Origin of the sequence: Pseudomonas sp. AP19 (assembly GCF_001728855.1) — a bacterium.
Lineage (GTDB): Bacteria > Pseudomonadota > Gammaproteobacteria > Pseudomonadales > Pseudomonadaceae > Aquipseudomonas > Aquipseudomonas fluorescens.
The window spans coordinates 51648-72366 of record NZ_LXJP01000027.1; the positions used below are offsets into that span (position 1 = coordinate 51648).

General features: G+C 61.8%; 17 protein-coding genes and 2 pseudogenes. 17 read left to right on the plus strand and 2 right to left on the minus strand.

Annotated elements, in window-relative coordinates; translation table 11 throughout:
- Positions 1-643: 643 nt before the first annotated feature.
- The 10 genes from A7D21_RS19095 (at position 644) to A7D21_RS19140 (ending at position 12793) form a co-directional block, all read left to right on the plus strand.
- Positions 644-1297: a cysteine hydrolase family protein gene (locus A7D21_RS19095; RefSeq protein ID WP_069552395.1), complete on the plus strand. Its 654-nt coding sequence runs from the start codon at positions 644-646 to the stop codon at positions 1295-1297.
- A gap of 36 nt (positions 1298-1333) precedes the next feature.
- Positions 1334-2245 carry a LysR family transcriptional regulator gene (locus A7D21_RS19100; RefSeq protein ID WP_053256202.1) on the plus strand — a complete coding sequence of 304 codons (912 nt, stop codon included), beginning with the start codon at positions 1334-1336 and terminating at the stop codon, positions 2243-2245.
- A gap of 32 nt (positions 2246-2277) precedes the next feature.
- The gene (locus A7D21_RS19105; protein WP_069552374.1) at positions 2278-4347 is read left to right on the plus strand and encodes a prolyl oligopeptidase family protein; all 2070 of its coding nucleotides are present in this window, start codon (positions 2278-2280) and stop codon (positions 4345-4347) included.
- Positions 4348-4665: 318 nt separating this feature from the next.
- Entirely contained in the window at positions 4666-6474 is a 1809-nt protein-coding gene (locus tag A7D21_RS19110) for an ABC transporter ATP-binding protein (RefSeq protein ID WP_069552375.1), read from the plus strand.
- A gap of 208 nt (positions 6475-6682) precedes the next feature.
- Positions 6683-7630, plus strand: a complete 948-nt coding sequence (locus A7D21_RS19115; protein WP_053256200.1) for an AraC family transcriptional regulator — start codon at positions 6683-6685, stop codon at positions 7628-7630.
- Positions 7631-7737: 107 nt separating this feature from the next.
- A complete protein-coding gene (locus A7D21_RS19120; protein WP_069552376.1) occupies positions 7738-9114 on the plus strand; it encodes a Rieske 2Fe-2S domain-containing protein in 1377 nt (458 codons plus the stop codon).
- On the plus strand, positions 9111-9599 hold the full coding sequence (gene benB, locus A7D21_RS19125) for a benzoate 1,2-dioxygenase small subunit (protein WP_069552377.1): 489 nt from the start codon (positions 9111-9113) through the stop codon (positions 9597-9599). The genes A7D21_RS19120 and benB overlap by 4 nt, the downstream gene beginning before the upstream one ends.
- A gap of 10 nt (positions 9600-9609) precedes the next feature.
- Positions 9610-10632, plus strand: a complete 1023-nt coding sequence (gene benC / locus A7D21_RS19130) for a benzoate 1,2-dioxygenase electron transfer component BenC (protein WP_069552378.1) — start codon at positions 9610-9612, stop codon at positions 10630-10632.
- Positions 10633-10642: 10 nt separating this feature from the next.
- Positions 10643-11404: a 1,6-dihydroxycyclohexa-2,4-diene-1-carboxylate dehydrogenase gene (locus tag A7D21_RS19135; protein ID WP_069552379.1), complete on the plus strand. Its 762-nt coding sequence runs from the start codon at positions 10643-10645 to the stop codon at positions 11402-11404.
- A gap of 54 nt (positions 11405-11458) precedes the next feature.
- A complete protein-coding gene (locus tag A7D21_RS19140; RefSeq protein ID WP_069552380.1) occupies positions 11459-12793 on the plus strand; it encodes an aromatic acid/H+ symport family MFS transporter in 1335 nt (444 codons plus the stop codon).
- A gap of 133 nt (positions 12794-12926) precedes the next feature.
- Here the strand turns inward: A7D21_RS19140 and A7D21_RS19145 are convergent.
- Positions 12927-13267: pseudogene (locus A7D21_RS19145) on the minus strand (TetR/AcrR family transcriptional regulator); the annotation flags it as partial.
- Positions 13268-13626: 359 nt separating this feature from the next.
- Between A7D21_RS19145 and A7D21_RS19150 the strand changes: the two are divergent.
- The 6 genes and pseudogenes from A7D21_RS19150 to A7D21_RS36280 form a co-directional block, all read left to right on the plus strand.
- Positions 13627-14295 (plus strand): GntR family transcriptional regulator, encoded by a 669-nt coding sequence (locus A7D21_RS19150; RefSeq protein WP_053256194.1) that lies wholly within the window; start codon positions 13627-13629, stop codon positions 14293-14295.
- A gap of 77 nt (positions 14296-14372) precedes the next feature.
- Positions 14373-15182, plus strand: a complete 810-nt coding sequence (locus A7D21_RS19155) for an ABC transporter substrate-binding protein (protein ID WP_053256193.1) — start codon at positions 14373-14375, stop codon at positions 15180-15182.
- 12 nt (positions 15183-15194) lie between these two features.
- Positions 15195-15971 carry an amino acid ABC transporter permease gene (locus A7D21_RS19160; protein ID WP_053256192.1) on the plus strand — a complete coding sequence of 259 codons (777 nt, stop codon included), beginning with the start codon at positions 15195-15197 and terminating at the stop codon, positions 15969-15971.
- A 2-nt stretch (positions 15972-15973) separates the two neighbouring features.
- Positions 15974-16753, plus strand: a complete 780-nt coding sequence (locus A7D21_RS19165; RefSeq protein ID WP_053256191.1) for an amino acid ABC transporter ATP-binding protein — start codon at positions 15974-15976, stop codon at positions 16751-16753.
- Between the two features lie 22 nt (positions 16754-16775).
- Positions 16776-18386: a gamma-glutamyltransferase family protein gene (locus A7D21_RS19170; RefSeq protein ID WP_069552381.1), complete on the plus strand. Its 1611-nt coding sequence runs from the start codon at positions 16776-16778 to the stop codon at positions 18384-18386.
- A 152-nt stretch (positions 18387-18538) separates the two neighbouring features.
- Positions 18539-18658: pseudogene (locus A7D21_RS36280) on the plus strand (SDR family NAD(P)-dependent oxidoreductase); the annotation flags it as partial.
- Positions 18659-18782: 124 nt separating this feature from the next.
- Here the strand turns inward: A7D21_RS36280 and A7D21_RS19175 are convergent.
- Positions 18783-19688 carry a LysR family transcriptional regulator gene (locus A7D21_RS19175; RefSeq protein WP_003236546.1) on the minus strand — a complete coding sequence of 302 codons (906 nt, stop codon included), beginning with the start codon at positions 19686-19688 and terminating at the stop codon, positions 18783-18785.
- Positions 19689-19784: 96 nt separating this feature from the next.
- On the opposite strand from A7D21_RS19175, the gene A7D21_RS19180 reads away from it, so the two are divergent.
- Complete coding sequence (locus tag A7D21_RS19180; RefSeq protein WP_069552382.1) at positions 19785-20576, plus strand: SDR family NAD(P)-dependent oxidoreductase; 792 nt, start codon at positions 19785-19787, stop codon at positions 20574-20576.
- Positions 20577-20719 lie beyond the last annotated feature (143 nt).

Here is a 20719-nt window from a genome sequence, read left to right on the forward strand (position 1 = left end):
ACGGCCATCGTCGTGCTGTGCCGGCCAATGGCATTCAAACCGCTCGACCCATTGATCCATCCCAACGCGCTTATTCCGACGCGTTGACGGTGACCGCAGCCGAAATCGAAACGCCCAGTCAATACAGGCGTCCACCGCCGATGATAAACAGCACCAGCATGCCGAACATGTAATGCGCCGGCTGCGTTGCCAGCAGCCCTGCGCACAGCACGGGGCCCAACCGAACCCGCCTTGGCTCGCCACTGCAGCTCACCGCTGGGCGCGACCTTGAGCCGCGTCGGTGCATCGCCTATGGCGGGTTTGACGGGCGCATCAGCCCGTGGCGTTGTGGCCTGGGTTAAAGGTCGTCAAGCGTAGCCCAAGGTCCGCACGGTAGTTGATGCACGGGTGACGGGGCTGGGCGCGCTTGAGTAAACGTTCGCGTGACTTCGCATCTGTGCATAAACAGCACAGGTATTGTTTGCTTATGTGCGTGGATCAAACAGCAGGGCCTGCTTAAGCTGGCCTCGTCAACCCGACGACTGCTTAAGGAAACCCGCTCATGTCCCATGCCATCACTGCTGCTCAAACGACCCTGCGCGCCGCAAACGCTGTCAGCGTGCCGCACGTGCTTAAATCCGTCATCGCCGGCCTTGGCCTGCTGATGAGCCTCGGACAATCTGCCGTCGCCGCCGACGCCCTGGCCAATGCGCAGCCGACCATCCGTGCCATGTTCGGTGCCAAGCCGACCGACCAGTTGGACCCGAAAACCACCGCGTTGCTGGTGATCGACTTCCAGAACGAATACTTCACGGGCCGCATGCCGATCCCGGATGGCATGACAGCGCTGGCCAACACCCAGCGCTTGATTGCGTTTGCCGACAAGCAACATATTCCGGTGATCCACGTGCAGCACTTGGCTGCGGAGGGCGCAGCGGTGTTTGCCAAGGGCGGTAAAACGGTGAACTTCCACCCGTTGATGCAGCCGCGTGCACAGGACAAAGTCATTCAAAAAACCACCGTGAGTGTGTTCGCCAGCAGCGATATCGACGCCCAGTTGAAGCAAGCCGGAATCAAGACGCTGATCATTTCCGGGCTGATGACCCACGCCTGTGTCGCCGGTGCTGCGCGTGACGCGGTGCCGTTGGGCTACGACGTTGTGGTAGCATCCGATGCCACTGCCACCCGCGCAATCACTCGCGCCAATGGGGATTCGGTGTCCAAGGACGCGTTGCACAATGCGGCGCTGGCGGAAATCGAAGACACCTTCGGTTCGGTGCTGAGCACTGCGCAAATCGTCGCCTTGCCCGTGCACTGATCCACCGGACTGCTCGCCTGGAGTCACACTCGCTTCATGAACCAGTTATCTGCCATGCGCGCCTTTCGGTGCATCGTCGAGGCCAAGGGCTTCTCTGCGGCGGCAGAGCGGCTCGACACCACCCACTCGACGATTTCCCGGCAATTGCAGCAACTGGAAGTGGCGCTGGGCGTTCAGTTGATCAACCGCAACACCCGGCGTTTCAGCCTGACCAGCCCCGGTGAGCACTACTTCGCAGCGTGCGTCGATATTCTCGATCGCCTTGATGCGGCCGCCCTGGCCATGGCGCAGGGGCACCAGCAACCCAAAGGCCTGTTGCGGGTCAGCGTGCCGCTGGTGGTCGGCACGCTGGACTTGCCGCACTGGCTGCCGGGTTTCCAGAAGCGCTACCCCGATATCGAACTTGAGCTGTGCTGCGACGATCAGTTCGTCGACCTGGTCGCCGAAGGGTTCGACGTGGCTATCCGTATCGCCAGTGGACTGGCTGACACCACGCTGGTCGCACGCACCCTGACGGTTTCAAAGTTGGTCCTGGTGGCGTCGCCCGCCTATGTAAACAGCCACGGTTTGCCACGCACGGCCCAGGAACTCGACGGCCATCGCTTGCTGGCGTTTATCGGCGCCTCATCCGACTGGGAGCTGTGCCCGCCGCGTGGTGCGCCGGTCAAGGTCACGCCAACGGGGCAGTTCAACACCAACACCCTCAGCGCCTTGCACGCCGCTGCACTGGCCGGCGCCGGCATTGCGTGTTTTACCCAGGCCACCGTGCGCGCTAATTTTGCGCAAGGGCAACTCGTCTCCATTCTGCCCAACTATTCGCTGGGCCAACGGCATTACTTCGCGCTCTATCCGCAATCACGGTATCTGGCGCCCAACGTCAGGGCGTTTGTCGATTACATGGCCGACTTCTACGCGCCGCAAGGGCAAACCGTGAACGCTCACGGGTAATTTTTCAGTACCGCTTTCGACAGGATTCGATCATGTCAAACCTCCCAACAGAACCCACCACCTTCCACGATCCGTACCAATGGCTTGAAGAGGTCGACAGTGCCAGGGCGCTGGACTGGGTACGGGCGCAAAACCAGAAGACCGCTACACGCCTCGCGCAATCGGACAGCTTCAAGGCGCTGCAAGCCGAGCTTCTGGCGGTGCTCGATAGCGACAGCAATATCCCTTTCGTGGAAAAAATCGGCACGCACTATTACAACTTCTGGATTGACGCCGCCCACCCACGTGGACTGTGGCGTCGCACCACGCTGGAGGAGTACCGCAAGGTCCAACCCGCCTGGGAAACTGTGCTGGACATCGATGCGTTGAACACCCTTGAGGGCGAGAACTGGGTATGGCATGGCGCCAACTGCCTGCGACCGGGCCATTCGCAATCGACCTATCAGCGCTGCCTGATTGAACTGTCCCGTGGCGGGGCGGATGCCAGCGTCACGCGCGAATTTGATCTGGTCGGCAAAACCTGGGTTGAAGACGGCTTCCAACTGCCGGAATCCAAGGGCGGAATGGGCTGGATCGACCAGGACAGCGTGTATGTGTTCACTGATTTCGGTGCGGCCAGCATGACGCGCTCGGGCTACCCGCGCATCGTCAAACAGTGGCAGCGCGGAACGCCGTTGAGCGCGGCCACTGTTGTGTACGAAGGCCAGCACGACGATATGTATATTGCGGCGATGCACGACAGTACGCCGGGCTACGCGCGTGATTTTGTCAGCCGTACGCTGGCGTTCTACAACGATGAGCTATACCTGCGGGCCGACGACGGCAAACTGCGCAAAATCGACGCGCCTGACTCAGCCGAAAAGTCAGTGCACAAAGACTGGCTGCTGCTGAAATTACGTGACGACTGGCCAGTGGGTGATGGCTATGTCGCCGGCTCGTTATTGGCGATCAAGTTTGAACAGTTCATGGCCGGCGGGCGCGATTTCGATGTGTTGTTTGCGCCGTCTGACAGCACCTCGCTGGCGGACATGGACTGGACGCGCAATCACTTGGTGCTGAACATTCTGGATGACGTCAGGAATCGTCTCAGCGTGTTGACGCCCAGCAATGAAGGATGGACGCGCAGTGCATTTATCGGCGCGCCGCCGATGGCGACGGTGGACGTGAGTGCGGTCGACAGCGATGACAGTGACGCGGTCTGGCTGGTCACCCGGGACTACCTCACGCCGGTCACGCTTTCACTGGCTGAAATCGGCGCTGAACCGCATGCGCTGAAAGCCATGCCGGCGTTCTTCGATGCAAGTCGCCATGTGGTGCAGCAGCATTTTGCAGTGTCGAGGGATGGCACCCGTGTGCCGTATTTCCTGGTGCATGAGCAAGGGTTGCAGTACGACGGCAGTGCGCCAACCTTGCTGTATGGCTACGGCGGTTTCGAGTATTCGCTGTGCCCGGAATATTCCGGCGGGCTGGGCCGCGCCTGGCTTGCCAAAGGCGGGGTGTATGCCGTCGCCAACATTCGCGGCGGTGGCGAATACGGGCCGCGCTGGCACCAGGCCGCACTCAAGCACAATCGCGCGCGTGCCTACGAAGATTTTGCCGCAGTGGCGCAAGACCTGATCAGCCGAAAAGTCACCGCGCCCCGGCACTTGGGCGTGCAAGGTGGCAGCAATGGCGGCCTGTTGGTCGGCAACATGCTGACCCAGTACCCTGAACTGTTAGGCGCCGTAGTCGTGCAGGTGCCGTTGCTCGATATGCAGCGCTATCACCACTTACTGGCCGGGGCTTCGTGGATGGAAGAATACGGCAACCCGGACGTACCCGAAGAGTGGGCCTACATCCAGACGTTTTCGCCTTACCACCTGTTCGACCCGGCGCAGACCTACCCGCCAGTGTTGTTCACCACCTCGACCCGTGATGACCGCGTACACCCGGCCCACGCCCGCAAGCTGGCGGCCAGGATGATCGCGGCCAACCAGGACGTCACCTATTACGAGAACATCGAAGGCGGCCATGGGGGGGCGGCGGATAATGCGCAGAGTGCGTACATGAAAGCGTTGGTCTACCGCTTTTTGTGGGAGCGGTTGAGCGTCGGCGGGGCTTGACCGACGCTGGCGGCTTAGAGGCTGCCCGCATCGCCGAGAACATTGTGACGGGGCTCTAGAGCGGTACCGTCAGGCGAAAAAATGGCGTTAGTCTCCATTTACCCGCCTAACGCCGCCACTATGCGCGTGATCAAAGAAGCCTGAAGCGCCCGAAGTGTCCTACCCTCAGCAATCCTCTCCACGGGCGTTACAAGGCGGTGGGCAGGCGCAACTAGCTGGGCGCTTCGGCGTCGCGCGCGCCGTTGGATGTGCGCAACACCATCGCCTGCCATAATCCACCCGTCTCACCCCAGCCCCCACACGGAGTCCATGCCATTCATGGTGCTGTTCAATCGATTGAGCGCGTTTTCCAGCCAGGCGCGCAGGGCACTGAAGTTGGTGTGGGGGACGTCGCGTCCCTTATTTATAGGCTTGCTGTTGGCCACCATCATTGCCGGTCTGTTGCCTGCGCTGGCTGCCTGGGTCGGCCAGCGTATTGTCGATGGCGTGGTGCACGCGATGCAGATTCATGCAGCCGGCAGCCAGGCGCCCGTGTGGCCAGTGATGCAGTACGTGCTGGCCGAGGCGGGCGTGTTGGCGCTGCTGGCCGCCGCCCAGCGTGCATTGTCAATGCAGCAATCGTTGCTGCGGGTACAGTTGGGGGTGAAGGTCAACCTGATGATTCTGGAGAAAGCCCAGACCCTCTCACTCCTGCAATTTGAAGACGCCGAGTTTCACGACAAGCTGGTGCGCGTGCGCCAGGGCGCGTCGACACGGCCGCTGAGCCTGGTCACCAAGGGCCTGGGGTTGGTGCAGAACCTGATCGCGCTGATCAGCTTTGCCGTGCTGTTAGTGCACTTTTCGCCGTGGGCGCTGGTGATTCTGGTGATCGGCGCCTTACCGGTGTTCTTCGCCGAGACGCATTTCTCGGGCAATGCATTTCGCCTGTTTCACCGGCGCGCGCCCGAGACCCGTCAGCAGAATTACCTGGAATCGCTGCTGTCCCACGAGACCCATGCCAAAGAGGTCAAGCTGTTCGGCCTGGCGCCGCTGTTCCTCCAGCGCTACCGCGACAACGCCCGGCGCTTGTACAGCGAGGACCGCCAGTTGACGGTGCGTCGCGATGCCTGGGGCTTTGCCCTGGGCCTGCTGGGCACCGCGGCGTTTTATGTGGCTTACGCCTGGGTGGTGCTGGACACCGTGCGCGGCCAGACCAGCCTGGGACAGATGACCATGTACATCGTGCTGTTCAAGCAGGGGCAAAGCGCGATCACCGCCAGCCTCAGCGCGATTGCCGGCCTGTATGACGACAGTCTGTTTCTGTCGGACCTTTATGAGTACCTGCTAACCCCCGTGGTCGTGCCGAGTGGCCGGCTTACCCAGGGCGCGCGTCCCGGCGACGGTCTGCGCTGCGAGCACGTGGGGTTCAGTTACCCCGGCGCTGAGCGGCCGGCATTGACGGACATCAACCTGCACTTGGCGCCGGGGCAAAGCCTGGCCCTGGTGGGCGAGAATGGCTCGGGCAAAACCAGCCTGATCAAACTGCTCACGCGCCTGTATATCCCACACGAGGGGCGCATTTTGCTGGATGGCAGCGACTTGCAAGACTGGGATGAACAGACACTGCGCCAGCGCATTGGGGTGATTTTCCAGGATTACATCCGCTACCAGATGACCGTCGGCGAGAACCTTGGCGTGGGTGACGTCGATGCGCTGAACGACGAGGCGCGCTGGCGCACGGCCGCCACCCAGGGGGTGGCCGCCGAGTTCATCGAACGCCTGAGCAAGGCCTACGGCACACCGTTAGGGCGCTGGCTCGGCGGCCAGGAGTTGTCGGGTGGGCAATGGCAGAAAGTCGCCTTGTCACGCGCGTATATGCGCCAGGAGGCGGATCTGCTGATTCTTGACGAGCCGACGGCCGCGCTGGACGCCGGCGCCGAGGCGGCGGTGTTCGAGCACTTTCGCGAACACGCCAAGGGTCGCATGACGTTGTTGATTTCCCATCGATTCTCCAGCGTGCGCAATGCCGACCACATCATCGTGCTGGACGGCGGGCGAATCCTTGAGGAGGGCAGCCATCACCAGTTGATGGCGGCGGGTGGGCGCTATGCCGAGTTGTTCGATGTTCAGGCGCGGGGGTATCGCTAGGTCCCCGCCCAATCCGGCCAAGGGTATTGTTTCAAAGTTTTAGCACGCCATGCTCACCTCAAGCCCTGTGCGCCCCGATGCGCCGCTGAAAGCCTGGCGCAGAACGCCTGACAATACCTCCAGGGTATCCCTTCAGACTTTTTCCATATTGGACGCCCCCGTACCCAGGCGTCAGCCTGAGCCCAATAACGATAAAAGAGTCGCAACCATGACCGTGCTATTGAGTGAGCGCAGCCAGATTTTCCGGGGCGCCGATGCCTACGCGGTGTCGGACTACGTCAACCAGCACGTGGGCAGCCACTGCATTCGCCTGCCTCCCAAGGGCCGGCCCCGGGCGAGTATCAGCCATCGCACCTTCGCCAGCCTGGACCTGTGCCGCATCAGCTACGGCGCACCGGTACGGGTCACATCGGTGGCGCTGGAGACCATCTATCACCTGCAGATCCTGTTGCGCGGGCATTGCCGCTCCAGCTCGCGTGGCGAGGATGACGTGTTCGGGCCGGGGGAAATCCTGCTGATCAACCCGGACGACCCGGTCGACCTGACCTATTCCGCCGACTGCGAGAAATTCATCATCAAACTGCCGGTGCGCCTGCTGGAAAACGCCTGCCTGGAGCAGCACTGGAGCCTGCCGCAGGTGGGCATCCGCTTCGCGACGGCGCGCCACGCGCTCAGTGAAATGGGCGGCTTCCTGCCGTTGCTCGGGCTGATCTGCCATGAGGCGGAAAACGCTGCCGAGCCCCACACGCAGGGCCTGTACGAACGCATCGTGGCCAACAAGCTGCTGGCATTGCTGGGCAGTAATGTATCGCGGGTGATCCCCCAGGCTGCTCATGGTGGTGGGTTTGAAGCGGTGCGCGAATTTATCCAGCAGCACCTGGGCGATGACATCAGCGTCGAGCAGTTGATGGCCGTGGCCAACGTCAGCGAACGTTCGCTGTACAGCCTGTTTGCGCGCCAGGTGGGGTTGTCGCCGCGCGAGTATGTACGCCGCTGCAAGCTCGAACGGGTGCACGCACGCTTGCAACTGAGCAGCACGCGCAGCGTGACCGAGGTGGCTTTGGATCATGGCTTCATGCACTTGGGGCGGTTTTCCGAGGCCTATCGCAAACGCTTCGGCGAACTGCCGTCGCAGACCTGGAAACGCCATCGTTAAGCGACGTGCGCCTGGCGGATAGCGATGTGCAGGCAGCGGATATTGACGCGCAGGGCGAACACGTACGGTGAGGGCGCCTGATACAAGAACAACGGAGGGCCCGCCCCATGATCAGTACACTCGACCGACTCGCCTGCCAATTGCGCGAGTCCGTACAGGAAGACCCCGCCACTGGGGTGTTCCGCTGCCGCCGCGACATCTTTACCGACCCCGACCTGTTTGCCCTGGAGATGAAACACCTCTTCGAAGGCGGCTGGATCTACCTGGCCCATGAAAGCCAGGTGCCGCAGATCAACGATTACTTCACCACCTGGATCGGCCGCCAGCCGGTGGTCATCACCCGTGACAAACACGCCGTGCTGCATGGCCTGGTCAACGCCTGCGCGCATCGCGGCGCCATGTTGTGCCGGCGTAAACAAGGCAACAAGGGCTCATTCACTTGCCCCTTCCATGGCTGGACGTTCAGCAACGCCGGCAAGCTGCTCAAGGTAAAGGACGCGAAGACCGGCGCCTACCCGGACAGCTTCGACTGCGACGGCTCCCATGACCTCAAGCGCCTGGCGCGCTTTGAAAACTACCGCGGTTTCCTGTTCGGCAGCCTCAGCGATGCGGTGCCCGAACTCTGCGATTATCTGGGCGAAACCCGCGTGATCATCGACCAGATGGTCGACCAGGCGCCTTTGGGCCTGGAGGTGCTGCGCGGCAGCTCATCCTATGTCTATGACGGCAACTGGAAGCTGCAAATCGAAAACGGCGCCGACGGTTACCACGTCAGCTCCGTGCACTGGAACTACTCGGCGACCATGGGTCGGCGCAACTACGAAGCCGAAGGCACGCGCACCGTCGACGCCAATGGCTGGTCGAAAAGCCTGGGCGGCGTCTACGCCTTCGACCACGGGCATATCCTGCTGTGGACGCGCCTGCTCAACCCCGAAGTGCGCCCGGTGCACGCTCACCGCGAGGCCTTGGCCGAACGCCTGGGCCAGGCGCGCGCCGACTTTATCGTCGACCAGACCCGCAACCTCTGCCTCTACCCCAATGTGTACCTGATGGACCAGTTCTCGACCCAGATCCGCGTGGTGCGCCCCCTCGCCGTGGATAAAACCGAAGTGACCATCTATTGCATGGCGCCCATCGGCGAAAGCGCCCAGGAGCGCGCCACGCGGATTCGCCAGTACGAAGACTTCTTCAACGTCAGCGGCATGGGCACCCCGGACGACCTTGAGGAATTCCGCGCCTGCCAGACCGGTTACCAGGGCGCGAGCACCCTGTGGAATGACTTGAGCCGTGGCGCCAGGCAGTGGGTCGAAGGCGCGGACGACAATGCCTTGGCCATGGGCATGCAACCGCAGCTCAGCGGGGTCAAGACCGAGGACGAGGGCTTGTTTGTGCGCCAGCATGCGCACTGGGCCCAAAGCCTGCAGCGTGCGATCGAGCGCCAGCAGCAAGGGCTGATTGCCAGCGACCGCGAGGTGCAGCCATGAGCCTTGCCCGTGACCACCTGCTGGATTTTCTCTACCGTGAAGCGCGCCTGCTCGACGACCGCCAATGGGATGGCTGGCTGGCCTGCTATTCGCCCAAGGCCGAGTTCTGGATGCCCGCCTGGGACGATCACGACACCCTCACCGAAGACCCGCAGCGCGAAATCTCGCTGATCTACTACCCCAACCGTGACGGCCTGGAAGACCGCATCTTCCGCATCAAGACCGAGCGCTCCAGCGCCAGCACGCCCGAGCCGCGCACTGTGCACATGCTGTGCAACCTCGAAGTGCTGGCCGCCGACGGCGCGCAGGTGGACCTGCGTTTCAACTGGCACACCCTCAGCCATCGCTACAAAACCACCGACAGTTATTTCGGTACCTCCTTCTATCGCCTCGACATCGGTGCCGAACAGCCGCTGATCACGCGCAAGAAGGTGGTGCTGAAAAACGACTACATCCACCAGGTCATCGACATCTACCACATCTGAGGACACCGCCATGACGTATGCCATTGCCCTGAACTTCGAGGATGGGGTGACCCGCTTCATCGACTGCAAGGTGGGGGAAAAGGTGCTCGATGCCGCCTTCCGCCAACGCATCAACCTGCCCATGGACTGCTCGGACGGTGTCTGCGGCACCTGCAAATGCCGCTGTGAAACCGGCACCTACGACTTGGGCGACGACTATATCGACGATGCCCTGAGCGCCGACGAAGCGCAGGCGCGCCAGGTACTGACCTGCCAGATGGTGCCGCAGTCCGACTGCGTGATCGCCGTGCCGGTGCCGTCCAGCGCCTGCAAGACTGGCACCACGCACTTTGCCGCGACGCTGGCCGGCATCACCCGACATGCCGATGCCGCGCTGGAGGTGAGTTTCGCGCTGGACCAGGCGCCGGTATTCCTGCCCGGCCAGTACGTGAATATCAGCGTGCCCGACAGTGGGCAGACACGCGCTTACTCCTTCAGCAGTCGCCCGGGCGACACGCGCGCCAGCTTCCTGATCAAACACGTGCCCGGCGGGTTGATGAGCAGTTGGCTCGAGCGCGCCCGGCCGGGCGACAGCGTGGCGATCACTGGCCCACTGGGCAGTTTCTACCTGCGTGAGGTGGCGCGGCCGCTGCTGTTACTGGCCGGTGGTACCGGCCTGGCGCCGTTCCTGTCGATGCTTGAAGTGCTCGCGCAGCGCCAGGAGACCCGGCCGATCCGGTTGATCTATGGCGTAACGCGGGACCAGGACCTGGTGATGGTCGAGGCGTTGCAGGCGATTACCGCGCGTTTGCCCGACTTCAACCTGGTGACCTGCGTGGCGGATCCGCACACCACTCACCCGCGCCAGGGCTATGTGACCCAGCACATGGCCGACGAAGCCCTTAATGGCGGCGATGTCGACGTGTACCTGTGCGGCCCGCCGCCGATGGTCGATGCGGTGCGCGAGCACTTCAAGCAGCAGGGCGTGACCCCGGCCAGCTTCCATTACGAGAAATTCACCGCTAACGCCATCGCCACGTGCGATGCCGCCTGAGGACTGCCGCATGACTCAACGGTTTAACAACAAGGTCGCGCTGGTCACCGGCGCCGCCCAAGGGATCGGCCGGCGTGTCGCCGAGCGTTTGCTGGAGGAGGGCGCCTGGCTGGTCGCGGTGGATCGCTCCGAGCTGGTGCATGAATTGCCGCATGAGCGAGCGCTGCTGCTGACCGCCGACCTGGAACACTACAGCGAGTGCGCGCGGGTGATGGCCGCCGCCACGGCGCGTTTCGGGCGCATCGACGTGCTGGTCAATAACGTCGGCGGGACTCTCTGGGCCAAGCCTTTCGAGCATTACGCCGAGGCTGAAATCGAGGCCGAAGTGCGCCGCTCGCTGTTCCCTACGTTGTGGTGCTGCCATTGCGTGCTGCCCTACATGCTGGAGCAGGGCGCAGGCGCCATCGTCAACGTGTCTTCCGTGGCGACGCGTGGGGTCAATCGCGTGCCGTATGGCGCGGCCAAGGGCGGCGTGAATGCCTTGACGGCCTGCCTGGCCCTGGAGACTGCCGGCAGCGGGATTCGCGTCAACGCCACCGCGCCCGGCGGCACCGAGGCGCCACCACGGCGCATTCCGCGCAACAGCCAGCCGCAGAGCGAGCAGGAGCGGGTGTGGTACCAGCAGATCGTCGACCAGACCCTCGACAGCAGCCCGATGAAACGCTACGGCAGCATCGACGAACAAGCTGGCGCGATTCTGTTCCTGGCGTGCGACGAGGCCTCCTATATCACCGGCGTGACCTTGCCGGTGGGCGGCGGCGACCTCGGCTAAGGCGTTTTCCAGCAGCTGACACTGACTCACAACAACAATAAAGAGAGCACTGCCATGCGTAGCCATGATGTCCATTCGATTATCGATAATGCCCCGTTCAACCGCTTCCACGGGTTGATTGTGAGCCTGTGTGCCTTGCTGTTGATCTTTGACGGCTACGACTTGTTTATCTACGGCGTAGTCCTGCCGTCAATCATGCGCGAGTGGGGGCTGACGCCGTTGCAGGCTGGCGCGCTGGGCAGCTATGCGCTGTTCGGCATGATGTTCGGTGCGCTGATTTTCGGCACCCTGGCGGACCGTTTCGGGCGCAAGAAAGGCATCGTGTTCTGTTTCACCCTGTTCAGTCTGGCCACCGTGGTCAATGGTGTTGCCAGCAGCCCAACCGAGTTCGGTCTCTGCCGTTTTATCGCCGGGCTCGGCTGCGGCGGGTTGATGCCCAACGCGGCGGCGCTGATCAACGAATACGCGCCGAAGAAATTCCGCAGCACCTTGATGGCCTTCATGTTCAGCGGCTACTCCCTGGGCGGCATGCTCGCCGCCAGCGTTGGGATTTTCATGCTGCCGGCCTATGGTTGGCAGTCGATGTTTTTTGTGGCGGTGATTCCGCTGCTGCTGTTGCCACTCATTGTGTACGGGCTGCCTGAATCCATCGGCTTCCTGATCCGCCAGGGCCGGCAAGACAAGGCTCGCGCGCTGCTTAATCGGTTGTCGCCAGGCACCAGGATCGAGGTCGACGATGCGCTGGTGATCGCCGACAGCAAAGGTACAGGCGCCTCGGTGGTGGAGCTGTTCCGGCATGGCCTGGCGGTGCGTACGGCGATGATCTGGGTCGCGTTTTTCTGCTGCCTGCTGATGGTCTACGCATTGAGTTCGTGGCTGCCCAAGCTGATGGCCGGTGCCGGTTACAGCCTGGGGTCGAGCCTGTCGTTCCTGATCGCGCTGAACCTGGGCGGCATGGCCGGGGCGCTGCTCGGCGGCCGGTTGGGCGACCGCCTGAACCTGGTGAAAGTGGTGATCTGCTTCTTCGCCGCGGCCATGGTCTCGATCAGCCTGCTGGGCATCAACAGCCCGATGCCGGTCCTGTACCTGCTGATCTTCGTCGCGGGTGCCACCACCATTGGTACGCAGATCCTGCTGTACGCGGGGGCTGCGCAGCTCTACGGCTTGTCGATTCGCGCCACGGGCCTGGGCTGGGCGTCCGGCATCGGTCGCAATGGCGCGATTGTCGGCCCGCTGTTGGGCGGCGCGCTGATGGCGATCGAACTGCCTCTGCAACTGAATTTCATGGTCTTTGCGATCCCCGGCGCGATTGCGGCGCTGGCGATGACGGTATTTGCCCTGAATGAGCGGCGCACCCGTATTGCCTTGCCCGCCGCCGCGGCGCTGTGACTGCCAAATGCTTACGGGCAATGGTCCAGTGCGTCGCGTGAACTGCGTGGAGGGTGATGTCGCACTTTGCCCACATACGCTCAAAGGACTTGAGCATGGCGCTAGGGTTGATCGGCCGAACAGCCTTCCAGACGATCCTTTGTATGACCGCATCGGCGCTGGTCTTTGTGATAAGCCGACGCTGACTGTTATCAACCTTCGGGCTCAGCCCTGTGGGTAGGCTGTTCAGCATGGGCAAAATTGCAGTGAGCGCACCCTCGCGCAACAGGCCGCCGGGCTGATGGCCCAACTGGCCGACCCACTTCATGAGTGCTGACTCATAGGCGGGCCTTAAACGCTCAACGCTTGCCTGCAGCGGGGCGCGCCCAGGCAATTGGCATCCATGACCGCTAACTTGAAGTGCCCGCTCATCTGTTCAGGCAATTTAAGATGGCCTTCGATCATTTTTGTCGGGCGTTGCGCGAAGTCAAGGCGGGTAGCCGTATGGCCATACCCAAATTCAGCAAGGATTGAATGTCGGACCTTGGGGCTGAGTAAACGCTGAAGCCTTCCCGCCACGTCCGCCGTCATGAGCAACTGCTGGAAGCGCTCCAGAAAGACCGCCTCGGCGCGGGTCATCTTTTGTCGCACACCCGCTACTTCTTTGCACAGAAACAGACCGCCGCTGTGCCATTTAGTAGCACATGGCTATTTGTTCTTGCGGCATCGATCCCGCGTATAAACCAAAGATCGCATTCGAATCAGTGAGTTAACCCGCACCAAACGTTGTTGGCACGCCCCGTGCTTTATTGCATCCATGGATAATTGGATACAAAAATACAAAGAGGCTGCCAATGCAATTTTCCCCCACTTATGGTGACCGCCAGCCTCTCACTGCCGAAGAGGAGGCCTACAACTTCCTCCTCGACGCCATCTGCGGCGGTCGTTTGCGCAAAGGCGATCGGTTGATTGCCGAGGACATCGCCAGCGAGATCGGCATGAGCCGCATGCCAGTGCGCGAAGCCTTCCGCCGCTTGGATGCCCAGGGCCTGGTGACTTTGCGGCCCAATCGCGGCGCTGTCGTCGGTGGCCTGGATATCGATGAACTGCACGAAGTGTTCGAGATGCGCAGCGCTCTCGAAGGCCTGGCAGTGCGTGTGGCAGTGGCACGCATCGGCGAGCGTCAATTGGCTGCACTGGAACGTATGCTCGATGAGATGGACGACTACCGTGACGAAAGTGCCGCCTGGGTCAGCCGGCACCGCGCGTTTCACGAATACTTGTGCAGCCTCAGCGGGCGCCCGCGGTTGATGAAGCAGATCTCGGCACTGTACTCGCTGGTCGAGGCGCCCATGCGCCTGTGGTTGCAGCACGGCGAGAAACCCCTCAGCGCCCGCCAGGAACACGCAGTAATCCTTGACGCCATCCGCTCCGGCGACGCGGCCCGCGCCGAGGCCGTAGTGCGCGAACACATCGAAGGCACCGTGCCGGCGCTGATTCAATTCCTGCAATCGGAAAAATAACCAGAGGTGGGCCCGAGCCCGCCCGTGTTTTGACTTTGAGTCCTGCCCCGTTAACCAACGAACTGGAGTGTCTGGTCATGCATAAACAACGCCGCGCCTTGCTGGTGGCTGTAACCCTTGGTCTCTGCACACAATGGGCGGCGGCTGCGCCCCAGGTACCGGAGCGATTGCAGAAAGTCGACAAACTTGTCTACTGCTCGGGGATGGATTCACCGCCCTTGGTGTCCTTCGACGAATCCCAGAAGCCGCGTGGGCTCACCGTCGACCTGGGCCTGGAAATCGCCAAGCGCCTGGGCAATAAAACCGTGCAATGGCGGGTCATTCCGTTTTCCGGCCTGGTGCCGGCACTGCTTGCCCAACAGTGCGACATGATCGTCGACCAACTGTTCGACAAGCCCGAGCGGCGCCAGGTAATCGATATCGTCAACTACATGTATTCCAGCCAGGCGGTGGTGGTGCCCAAGGGCAACCCCAAAGGCATCAAGACCCTGGATGATCTGTCCGCGCACAAGGTGGCGGTGCTCAACGGCTCTACCATCAAGACCCTGCTCGACACTCAGAACGAGAGCCTCGCGAAGGCTGGCAAGCCACCGATGAAACTGGTGGTCTACAACACCGACACCGATGCGTTCCAGGCGCTGCGCATCAGCCAGGTCGACGCCTATGGCACCACCGTGGAAACCGCCGGTTACTACGCGGCGATGGCCCCGGAGCTGTTTCAGGAAGGGGTGCCTGCATTCAGCCGCATCCTCACCGGCCTGGGCATGCGCAAGGACGACCCGCAACTGACCGCCGCCGTGCAGCAGATCATCAGCGACATGCGCAGCGACGGCAGCTATGTGCAATTGCTCAACAAATGGCATGTCAGCAGCGACACACTTGACTGAGGTTCCACCACGATGAATTTCAATTGGGATGTGTTCTGGCAATACCTGCTGCAGCCCAGTGGGGTCTACCTCACCGGGCTGTGGCTGACGTGCCTGATCAGCGTGCTGGCGATGCTGCTCGGCTGTGTGCTGGGCCTGGCGGCGGCGCTGTTGCGTCTGTCGAAGAACCCGCTGCTGCACCTGCCGGTACGCCTTTACGTGTGGCTGATGCGCGGCACGCCGTTGCTGGTGCAGATCGTGTTTTTGTACACCGCACTGGCAGCGGGCGGGATCTTCCGCTTCGAGGACATTGAGCTGTTCGGGTTGATCATCCCCGGCAATATCCAGGCGGCGATCATCGCCCTGGGCCTGAATGAAGGCGCGTACATGGCCGAAATCATCCGCGCCGGCATTGGCGCGGTGGACAAGGGCCAGTACGAAGCCGGGCGTTCCCTGGGCATGGGGTTCGGCAAGCTGATGCGGCGCATCGTGCTGCCTCAGGCGTTTCGGGTGATCGTGCCGCCGCTGGGCAATGAGTTCAATGTGATGCTCAAGAACACCACGCTGGTGAGTGTGATCGGCGTGCAGGAGTTGTTGCTCAGCACGCAGATGGTGACCTCGGCGACGTTTCGCGTATTCGAGTTGTACCTGGTCGTCGCGATCTACTTCCTGACCTTGACCACGCTGTGGGGCTTTTTCCAACGCTGGCTCGAAAACCGTTTCGGCCAGTCCGATCGACCTTCGGCGCCACCTCCGGCCGCCAGCCGCATGTTCGGTCGCAGCACCCTGAAACTGCTGAGGGGACGTTAACCATGGCGCACCAAAGTGAAGAGCTGATCATTGACGCACAGGATATCCAGAAGTCGTTCGGCGAGTTGCAGATCCTCAAGGGCATTTCCCTGCAAGTGCGGCGCGGCGAAGTGGTCGTGCTGATCGGCGCCTCCGGCTCCGGCAAGACCACCTTTATCCGCTGCATCAACCTGCTGGAAGACATCCAGGGCGGGCGCATTCGCGTCAATGGCCGCGCCATGGGCTATCGCGAACGTGCCGATGGCAGCCTGGTGCGCGATTCGGAGCGCAACATCGCCCGTCAGCGCCGCGACATCGGCATGGTGTTCCAGCGCTTCAACCTGTTCCCGCACATGACCGCATTGGAAAACATCATCGAAGCGCCGATCCAGGTGCTCGGCGTACCGCGTGCCCAGGCGCTGGAACAGGCTCGGGGCTTGCTGGCGCGGGTCGGCCTGGCGGACAAGGCCAGCCACTACCCGTCGATGCTCTCCGGCGGCCAGCAGCAGCGGGTGGCGATTGCGCGTGCCCTGGCGATGAAACCCCAGGCGATGTTGTTTGACGAGCCCACCAGCGCCCTCGACCCGGAAACCGTCGGCGAAGTGCTGCAGGTGATGAAGGAGTTGGCCGAGGAGGGCATGACCATGGTGGTGGTCACCCACGAAATGGGCTTTGCCCGTGAAGTGGCCGACCGCGTGGTGGTGCTCGACCAGGGCGAACTGATCGAACAAGGGCCGCCGGAGCAGATTTTCAGCCATCCCAGCCATCCGCGGACCCGGGCGTTTCTCAGCCGCGTGTTATGACCTTTTTTGAAGAGCCTTTGCCATGTTGAAATTTTCCGCTCACGAATACCCCTATCCGTCGCAACGCCAGAGCGTGTTCGCGCGTCGCGGCATGGTCGCCGCTTCGCAACCGCTGGCGGCCCAGGCCGGTATCGAAATCATGCAGAAGGGCGGTAACGCCATTGATGCCGCCATTGCCACCGCCGCCGCGCTGACCGTGGTCGAGCCCACCGGTTGTGGCCTGGGCGGCGATGCCTTTGCGCTGGTGTGGTGCAAGGGCCAGTTGCATGGCCTGAACGGCAACGGCCATGCGCCGGCCGCCTTGAGTATCGAGGCGGTCAAGGCGGCGGGGCATCAGCAGATGCCGCTGTACGGCTGGACCTCGGTGACGGTGCCCGGTTGCCCGTCGGCGTGGGCCGAGTTGTCCAAACGCTTTGGTAAATTGCCGTTTGCCGATTTGCTGCAGCCGGCCATCAGCCTGGCGCGCGACGGTTTCCCGCTGTCTCCGGTGGTTGCCCATCAATGGCAGATCTCCTTGAACGAATTCAGCCCGCACCGCGATGAGGTGCTGCAAGCCTGGTTCGACACCTTCCTCATCGACGGGCGCGCGCCTCGGGCGGGGGAGATTTTCCGTAACCCGGCCCAGGCCCGCACCCTGGAAGAACTCGCCGCCACCGGCTGCGAAAGCCTGTATCGCGGCGCGCTGGCCGAGCGCCTGGATGCGCATTCGCGCGCCAGCGGCGGCTACCTGCGCGCCAGCGACCTCCAGGATTACCGCGCGCAGTGGGTGGAGCCGATCCACATCAATTACCGGGGTGTGGATGTTTGGGAAATCCCGCCGAGCGGGCAGGGCCTGGTTGCACTGATGGCGCTGAAGATCCTCGAAGGTTTCAACTTCGATCACCGCGACAGCCAGCAAACCTGGCATCGCCAGCTGGAAGCCATGAAGCTGGCCTACAGCGACGGCCTGCATTACATCACCGACCCCGCGCACATGCGCGTGGCGGTGGCCGACCTGCTGAGTGACGACTACAGCACCCGTCGCCGTAGCGAGATCGGCGAGCAGGCGCAGCCGCCCAAACCCGGCGCCCCCCATGCCAGCGGCACGGTGTACCTGGCGACCGCCGACGCCGAAGGCAATATGGTTTCGTTCATCCAGAGCAACTACCACGGCTTCGGCTCCGGCGTGGTGCTGCCCGACAGCGGCATCGCCTTGCAGAATCGCGGGCAGGAATTCAGCCTCGATGAGTCCCATTCCAATTGCCTGGCACCGGGCAAGAAAACCTTCCACACCATCATCCCGGGTTTTCTCAGCAAAGACGGCCAGGCCCTTGGACCGTTCGGCGTGATGGGCGGCTACATGCAGCCCCAGGGCCATGTGCAGATGGTGATGAACCTGGTGGACTTCGGTCTCAACCCCCAGGCGGCATTGGACGCGCCACGCTGGCAATGGCTGGGCGACATGAAGGTCGGCATCGAACATGGCGCTTCGCGCGACCTGGTCAATGCGCTGGCACGGCGCGGGCACAAGGTGCAGACCGACAGCGACCTGACCGACTACGGGCGGGGGCAGATCATCCTGCGTGACCCGGCCACCGGCGTGTTGTGCGGCGGCACTGAGCCAAGGGCGGACGCACATATCGCGGTTTGGTGAGCGGCTACACACGCGCTGAGCCAGACGGCTAATAATGACGGGGTGATGAGTTGTTTGATCTTCGCGACGGCGGGTTAGCGCCCGCTGAAGCAATGATTGAACCTCACAACTCAGACCCCTGTTCGATCTGCTCTGTGACGCTCGACCTCCTTTTTATCCAGCCGGAAGAAGTCGCCGAGCTGGCGTTTTTCCTATCCCAACCCGGTGCGCGATCGATCACTGGCGCGGACATGGCGATTGATTGCGGCGCCTGCGCTGGAAACTGCCGGTGACCCATTGATGCCGATATTGGACAAGAGGTTATGATCATGTCCAAACGTGGAATGGGCGAGTCGGCGGTGGTTGTTTTTACTGCGAGTGGGCGCCGCCGCAAGCCTCAATGTGCACGTTTACTCATCAAATACGGCGAGGCTCGCCTTCCGTGATTTCGCGTATCAGGCTCAGGTAACGAAGCGCGCCCAGTCCCAGGGGCCGGTTTTTTACCCAGATGATATCGACCCATAGCCGCATCTGACTCGGCATGTAGTCAAACACCACCTCCGTCAATGCGCCTGACGTGATGAGAGGGTGTACCAGCGATTTTGGAAGATAAGCCCAACCTAATCCTTGCTGCACCAGGTCCAGCGTGGCCAGATAATTGTCGCTGTGCCAAATCCGCCGCGACAGCACAACACGTGGGTCAGAGTCTGCAGGGCCTCCTGTAGCGACGATGATCTGCCGAACGTTGACCAGTTGCTCCTCACTTAAGGGGCTTTTCTTGCCGGCGGCCGCAGGGTGATCTGGAGCCGCAACCGCGACTAACAACTGGCTCCCCGCCTCAAGAAATGTTTCCCGCTCATCAAGCCCTGGTCGTTCAAATCCAAGTGCCAATTGCACACGCCCTTCATGGAGCATGCGCATAGCCTCCGGATGGGACGCGGAGCGAATCTCGATTTCAAGCGTGGGAAACTCCCTGGCGATAATCGACAGCGGACGATTCCAGACGCCTGTTTGCAACTCCGGCGCCATCGCAAAGACCAAGCGTTCCTCCAACCCCTGATGGAGTTGGAGGGCATGCGCATCCAGCAGGTTGATCTGGCTCGCGACCTGTCGTGCCTGGGGCTCAAGTGCCTTGGCGGCGGCCGTAGGAATGGCTTTGCGAGTTGATCGGTCAAACAGCAACAAATCCAGCTCTGCTTCAAGCTGCGACACCGCCATGTTGACGGCCGAGGGGACCCGGCCTAATTTTCGCGCCGCCGCCGAAAAGGATCCGCTGTCGATGACCGAAAGGAAAATCTTAAGTGACTCACTGGTAAACGCCATGGGGGTTGTCAGATTTTCTGATGATGATTGTCTTTATGTATCAGATTTATTCGCCTAGTTTCTACTCTCTTTCAAATGAAGTACGTGGGGCACACCATGTTGGATACGCAATTGAGAGGGTATGTTGCACTCGTCAGTGGTGCCGGGAGTGAATCCGGGATCGGCATGGCTATTGCTCGCAGGCTAGGTGCATCCGGAGCGAAGTTGATCATCACTGCCAGCAGCAACCGCATTGTGGATCGGGTTAAAGAGCTGCGCCGTGAAGGGTTTGAAGTTGAAGGCCGGCCTGTTGACCTTACTGATGAAAACGTGGTGCGTGAATTCAGCCTGTGGGCAGAGTCAGTCTGGGGACGGGTCGATATTCTGGTGAACAATGCCGGGATGTCCATGCACGGCAGCCCTGAGATTTTCTCGGAATTGGCGTCGATGGAACTCCATGATTGGAACCTTTCACTGGCCCGAAACCTGACCACCGCCTTTCTGCTGACCCGAGCCGTGTTGCCCGGTATGAAGGCCAGAAGTTACGGGCGCATTGTCAATATCAGTTCTACCACTGGCACCCGAGGGAGCAATCCGGGGGAAGCCGCTTATAGCGCCGCCAAGGCAGCGATGGTGGGCATGAACATGGGACTTTCGCTTGAAGTCGCCAGGCAGGGGATTACCGTCAACAGCGTGGCCCCCGGCTGGATCACCACGGGCTCAACCACCCCCGTTGAAGCCGAGGCGGGGCGCTTCACCCCGATGGGGCGCGCAGGCAGCCCCCGCGAAGTGGCGGCGGCGGTTGCATTTCTGGCATCGCCTGACGCCAGTTACATCACAGGGGAAGTCCTTGTGGTGGATGGCGGGAACTGTCTGGTCGAGAACAAAGCCCCTCACGGCGATCAGTAAGTTTGAATACGCGCCAGCGCGCTCAATCCACGATTGTGGGCGGGGGGCGATAACCGAGATTTATACAAGCGCGATGTATCAAAGAACCTATGAGTGCTTTGAGCCGTATTCGGCTGTCAGTCAGCAACGGACTTTTAATTAAT

Coding starts and splice junctions, on each gene's coding strand:
- A7D21_RS19095 (WP_069552395.1), top strand. CDS start 644: ATGAGCCTCGGACAATCTGCCGTCGCCGCCGACGCCCTGGCCAATGCG.
- benC (WP_069552378.1), top strand. CDS start 9,610: ATGACGTATGCCATTGCCCTGAACTTCGAGGATGGGGTGACCCGCTTC.
- A7D21_RS19170 (WP_069552381.1), top strand. CDS start 16,776: ATGTTGAAATTTTCCGCTCACGAATACCCCTATCCGTCGCAACGCCAG.
- A7D21_RS19105 (WP_069552374.1), top strand. CDS start 2,278: ATGTCAAACCTCCCAACAGAACCCACCACCTTCCACGATCCGTACCAA.
- A7D21_RS19115 (WP_053256200.1), top strand. CDS start 6,683: ATGACCGTGCTATTGAGTGAGCGCAGCCAGATTTTCCGGGGCGCCGAT.
- A7D21_RS19180 (WP_069552382.1), top strand. CDS start 19,785: ATGTTGGATACGCAATTGAGAGGGTATGTTGCACTCGTCAGTGGTGCC.
- A7D21_RS19155 (WP_053256193.1), top strand. CDS start 14,373: ATGCATAAACAACGCCGCGCCTTGCTGGTGGCTGTAACCCTTGGTCTC.
- A7D21_RS19100 (WP_053256202.1), top strand. CDS start 1,334: ATGAACCAGTTATCTGCCATGCGCGCCTTTCGGTGCATCGTCGAGGCC.
- A7D21_RS19160 (WP_053256192.1), top strand. CDS start 15,195: ATGAATTTCAATTGGGATGTGTTCTGGCAATACCTGCTGCAGCCCAGT.
- A7D21_RS19165 (WP_053256191.1), top strand. CDS start 15,974: ATGGCGCACCAAAGTGAAGAGCTGATCATTGACGCACAGGATATCCAG.
- A7D21_RS19140 (WP_069552380.1), top strand. CDS start 11,459: ATGCGTAGCCATGATGTCCATTCGATTATCGATAATGCCCCGTTCAAC.
- A7D21_RS19175 (WP_003236546.1), bottom strand. CDS start 19,688: ATGGCGTTTACCAGTGAGTCACTTAAGATTTTCCTTTCGGTCATCGAC.
- A7D21_RS19120 (WP_069552376.1), top strand. CDS start 7,738: ATGATCAGTACACTCGACCGACTCGCCTGCCAATTGCGCGAGTCCGTA.
- A7D21_RS19150 (WP_053256194.1), top strand. CDS start 13,627: ATGCAATTTTCCCCCACTTATGGTGACCGCCAGCCTCTCACTGCCGAA.
- A7D21_RS19135 (WP_069552379.1), top strand. CDS start 10,643: ATGACTCAACGGTTTAACAACAAGGTCGCGCTGGTCACCGGCGCCGCC.
- A7D21_RS19110 (WP_069552375.1), top strand. CDS start 4,666: ATGGTGCTGTTCAATCGATTGAGCGCGTTTTCCAGCCAGGCGCGCAGG.
- benB (WP_069552377.1), top strand. CDS start 9,111: ATGAGCCTTGCCCGTGACCACCTGCTGGATTTTCTCTACCGTGAAGCG.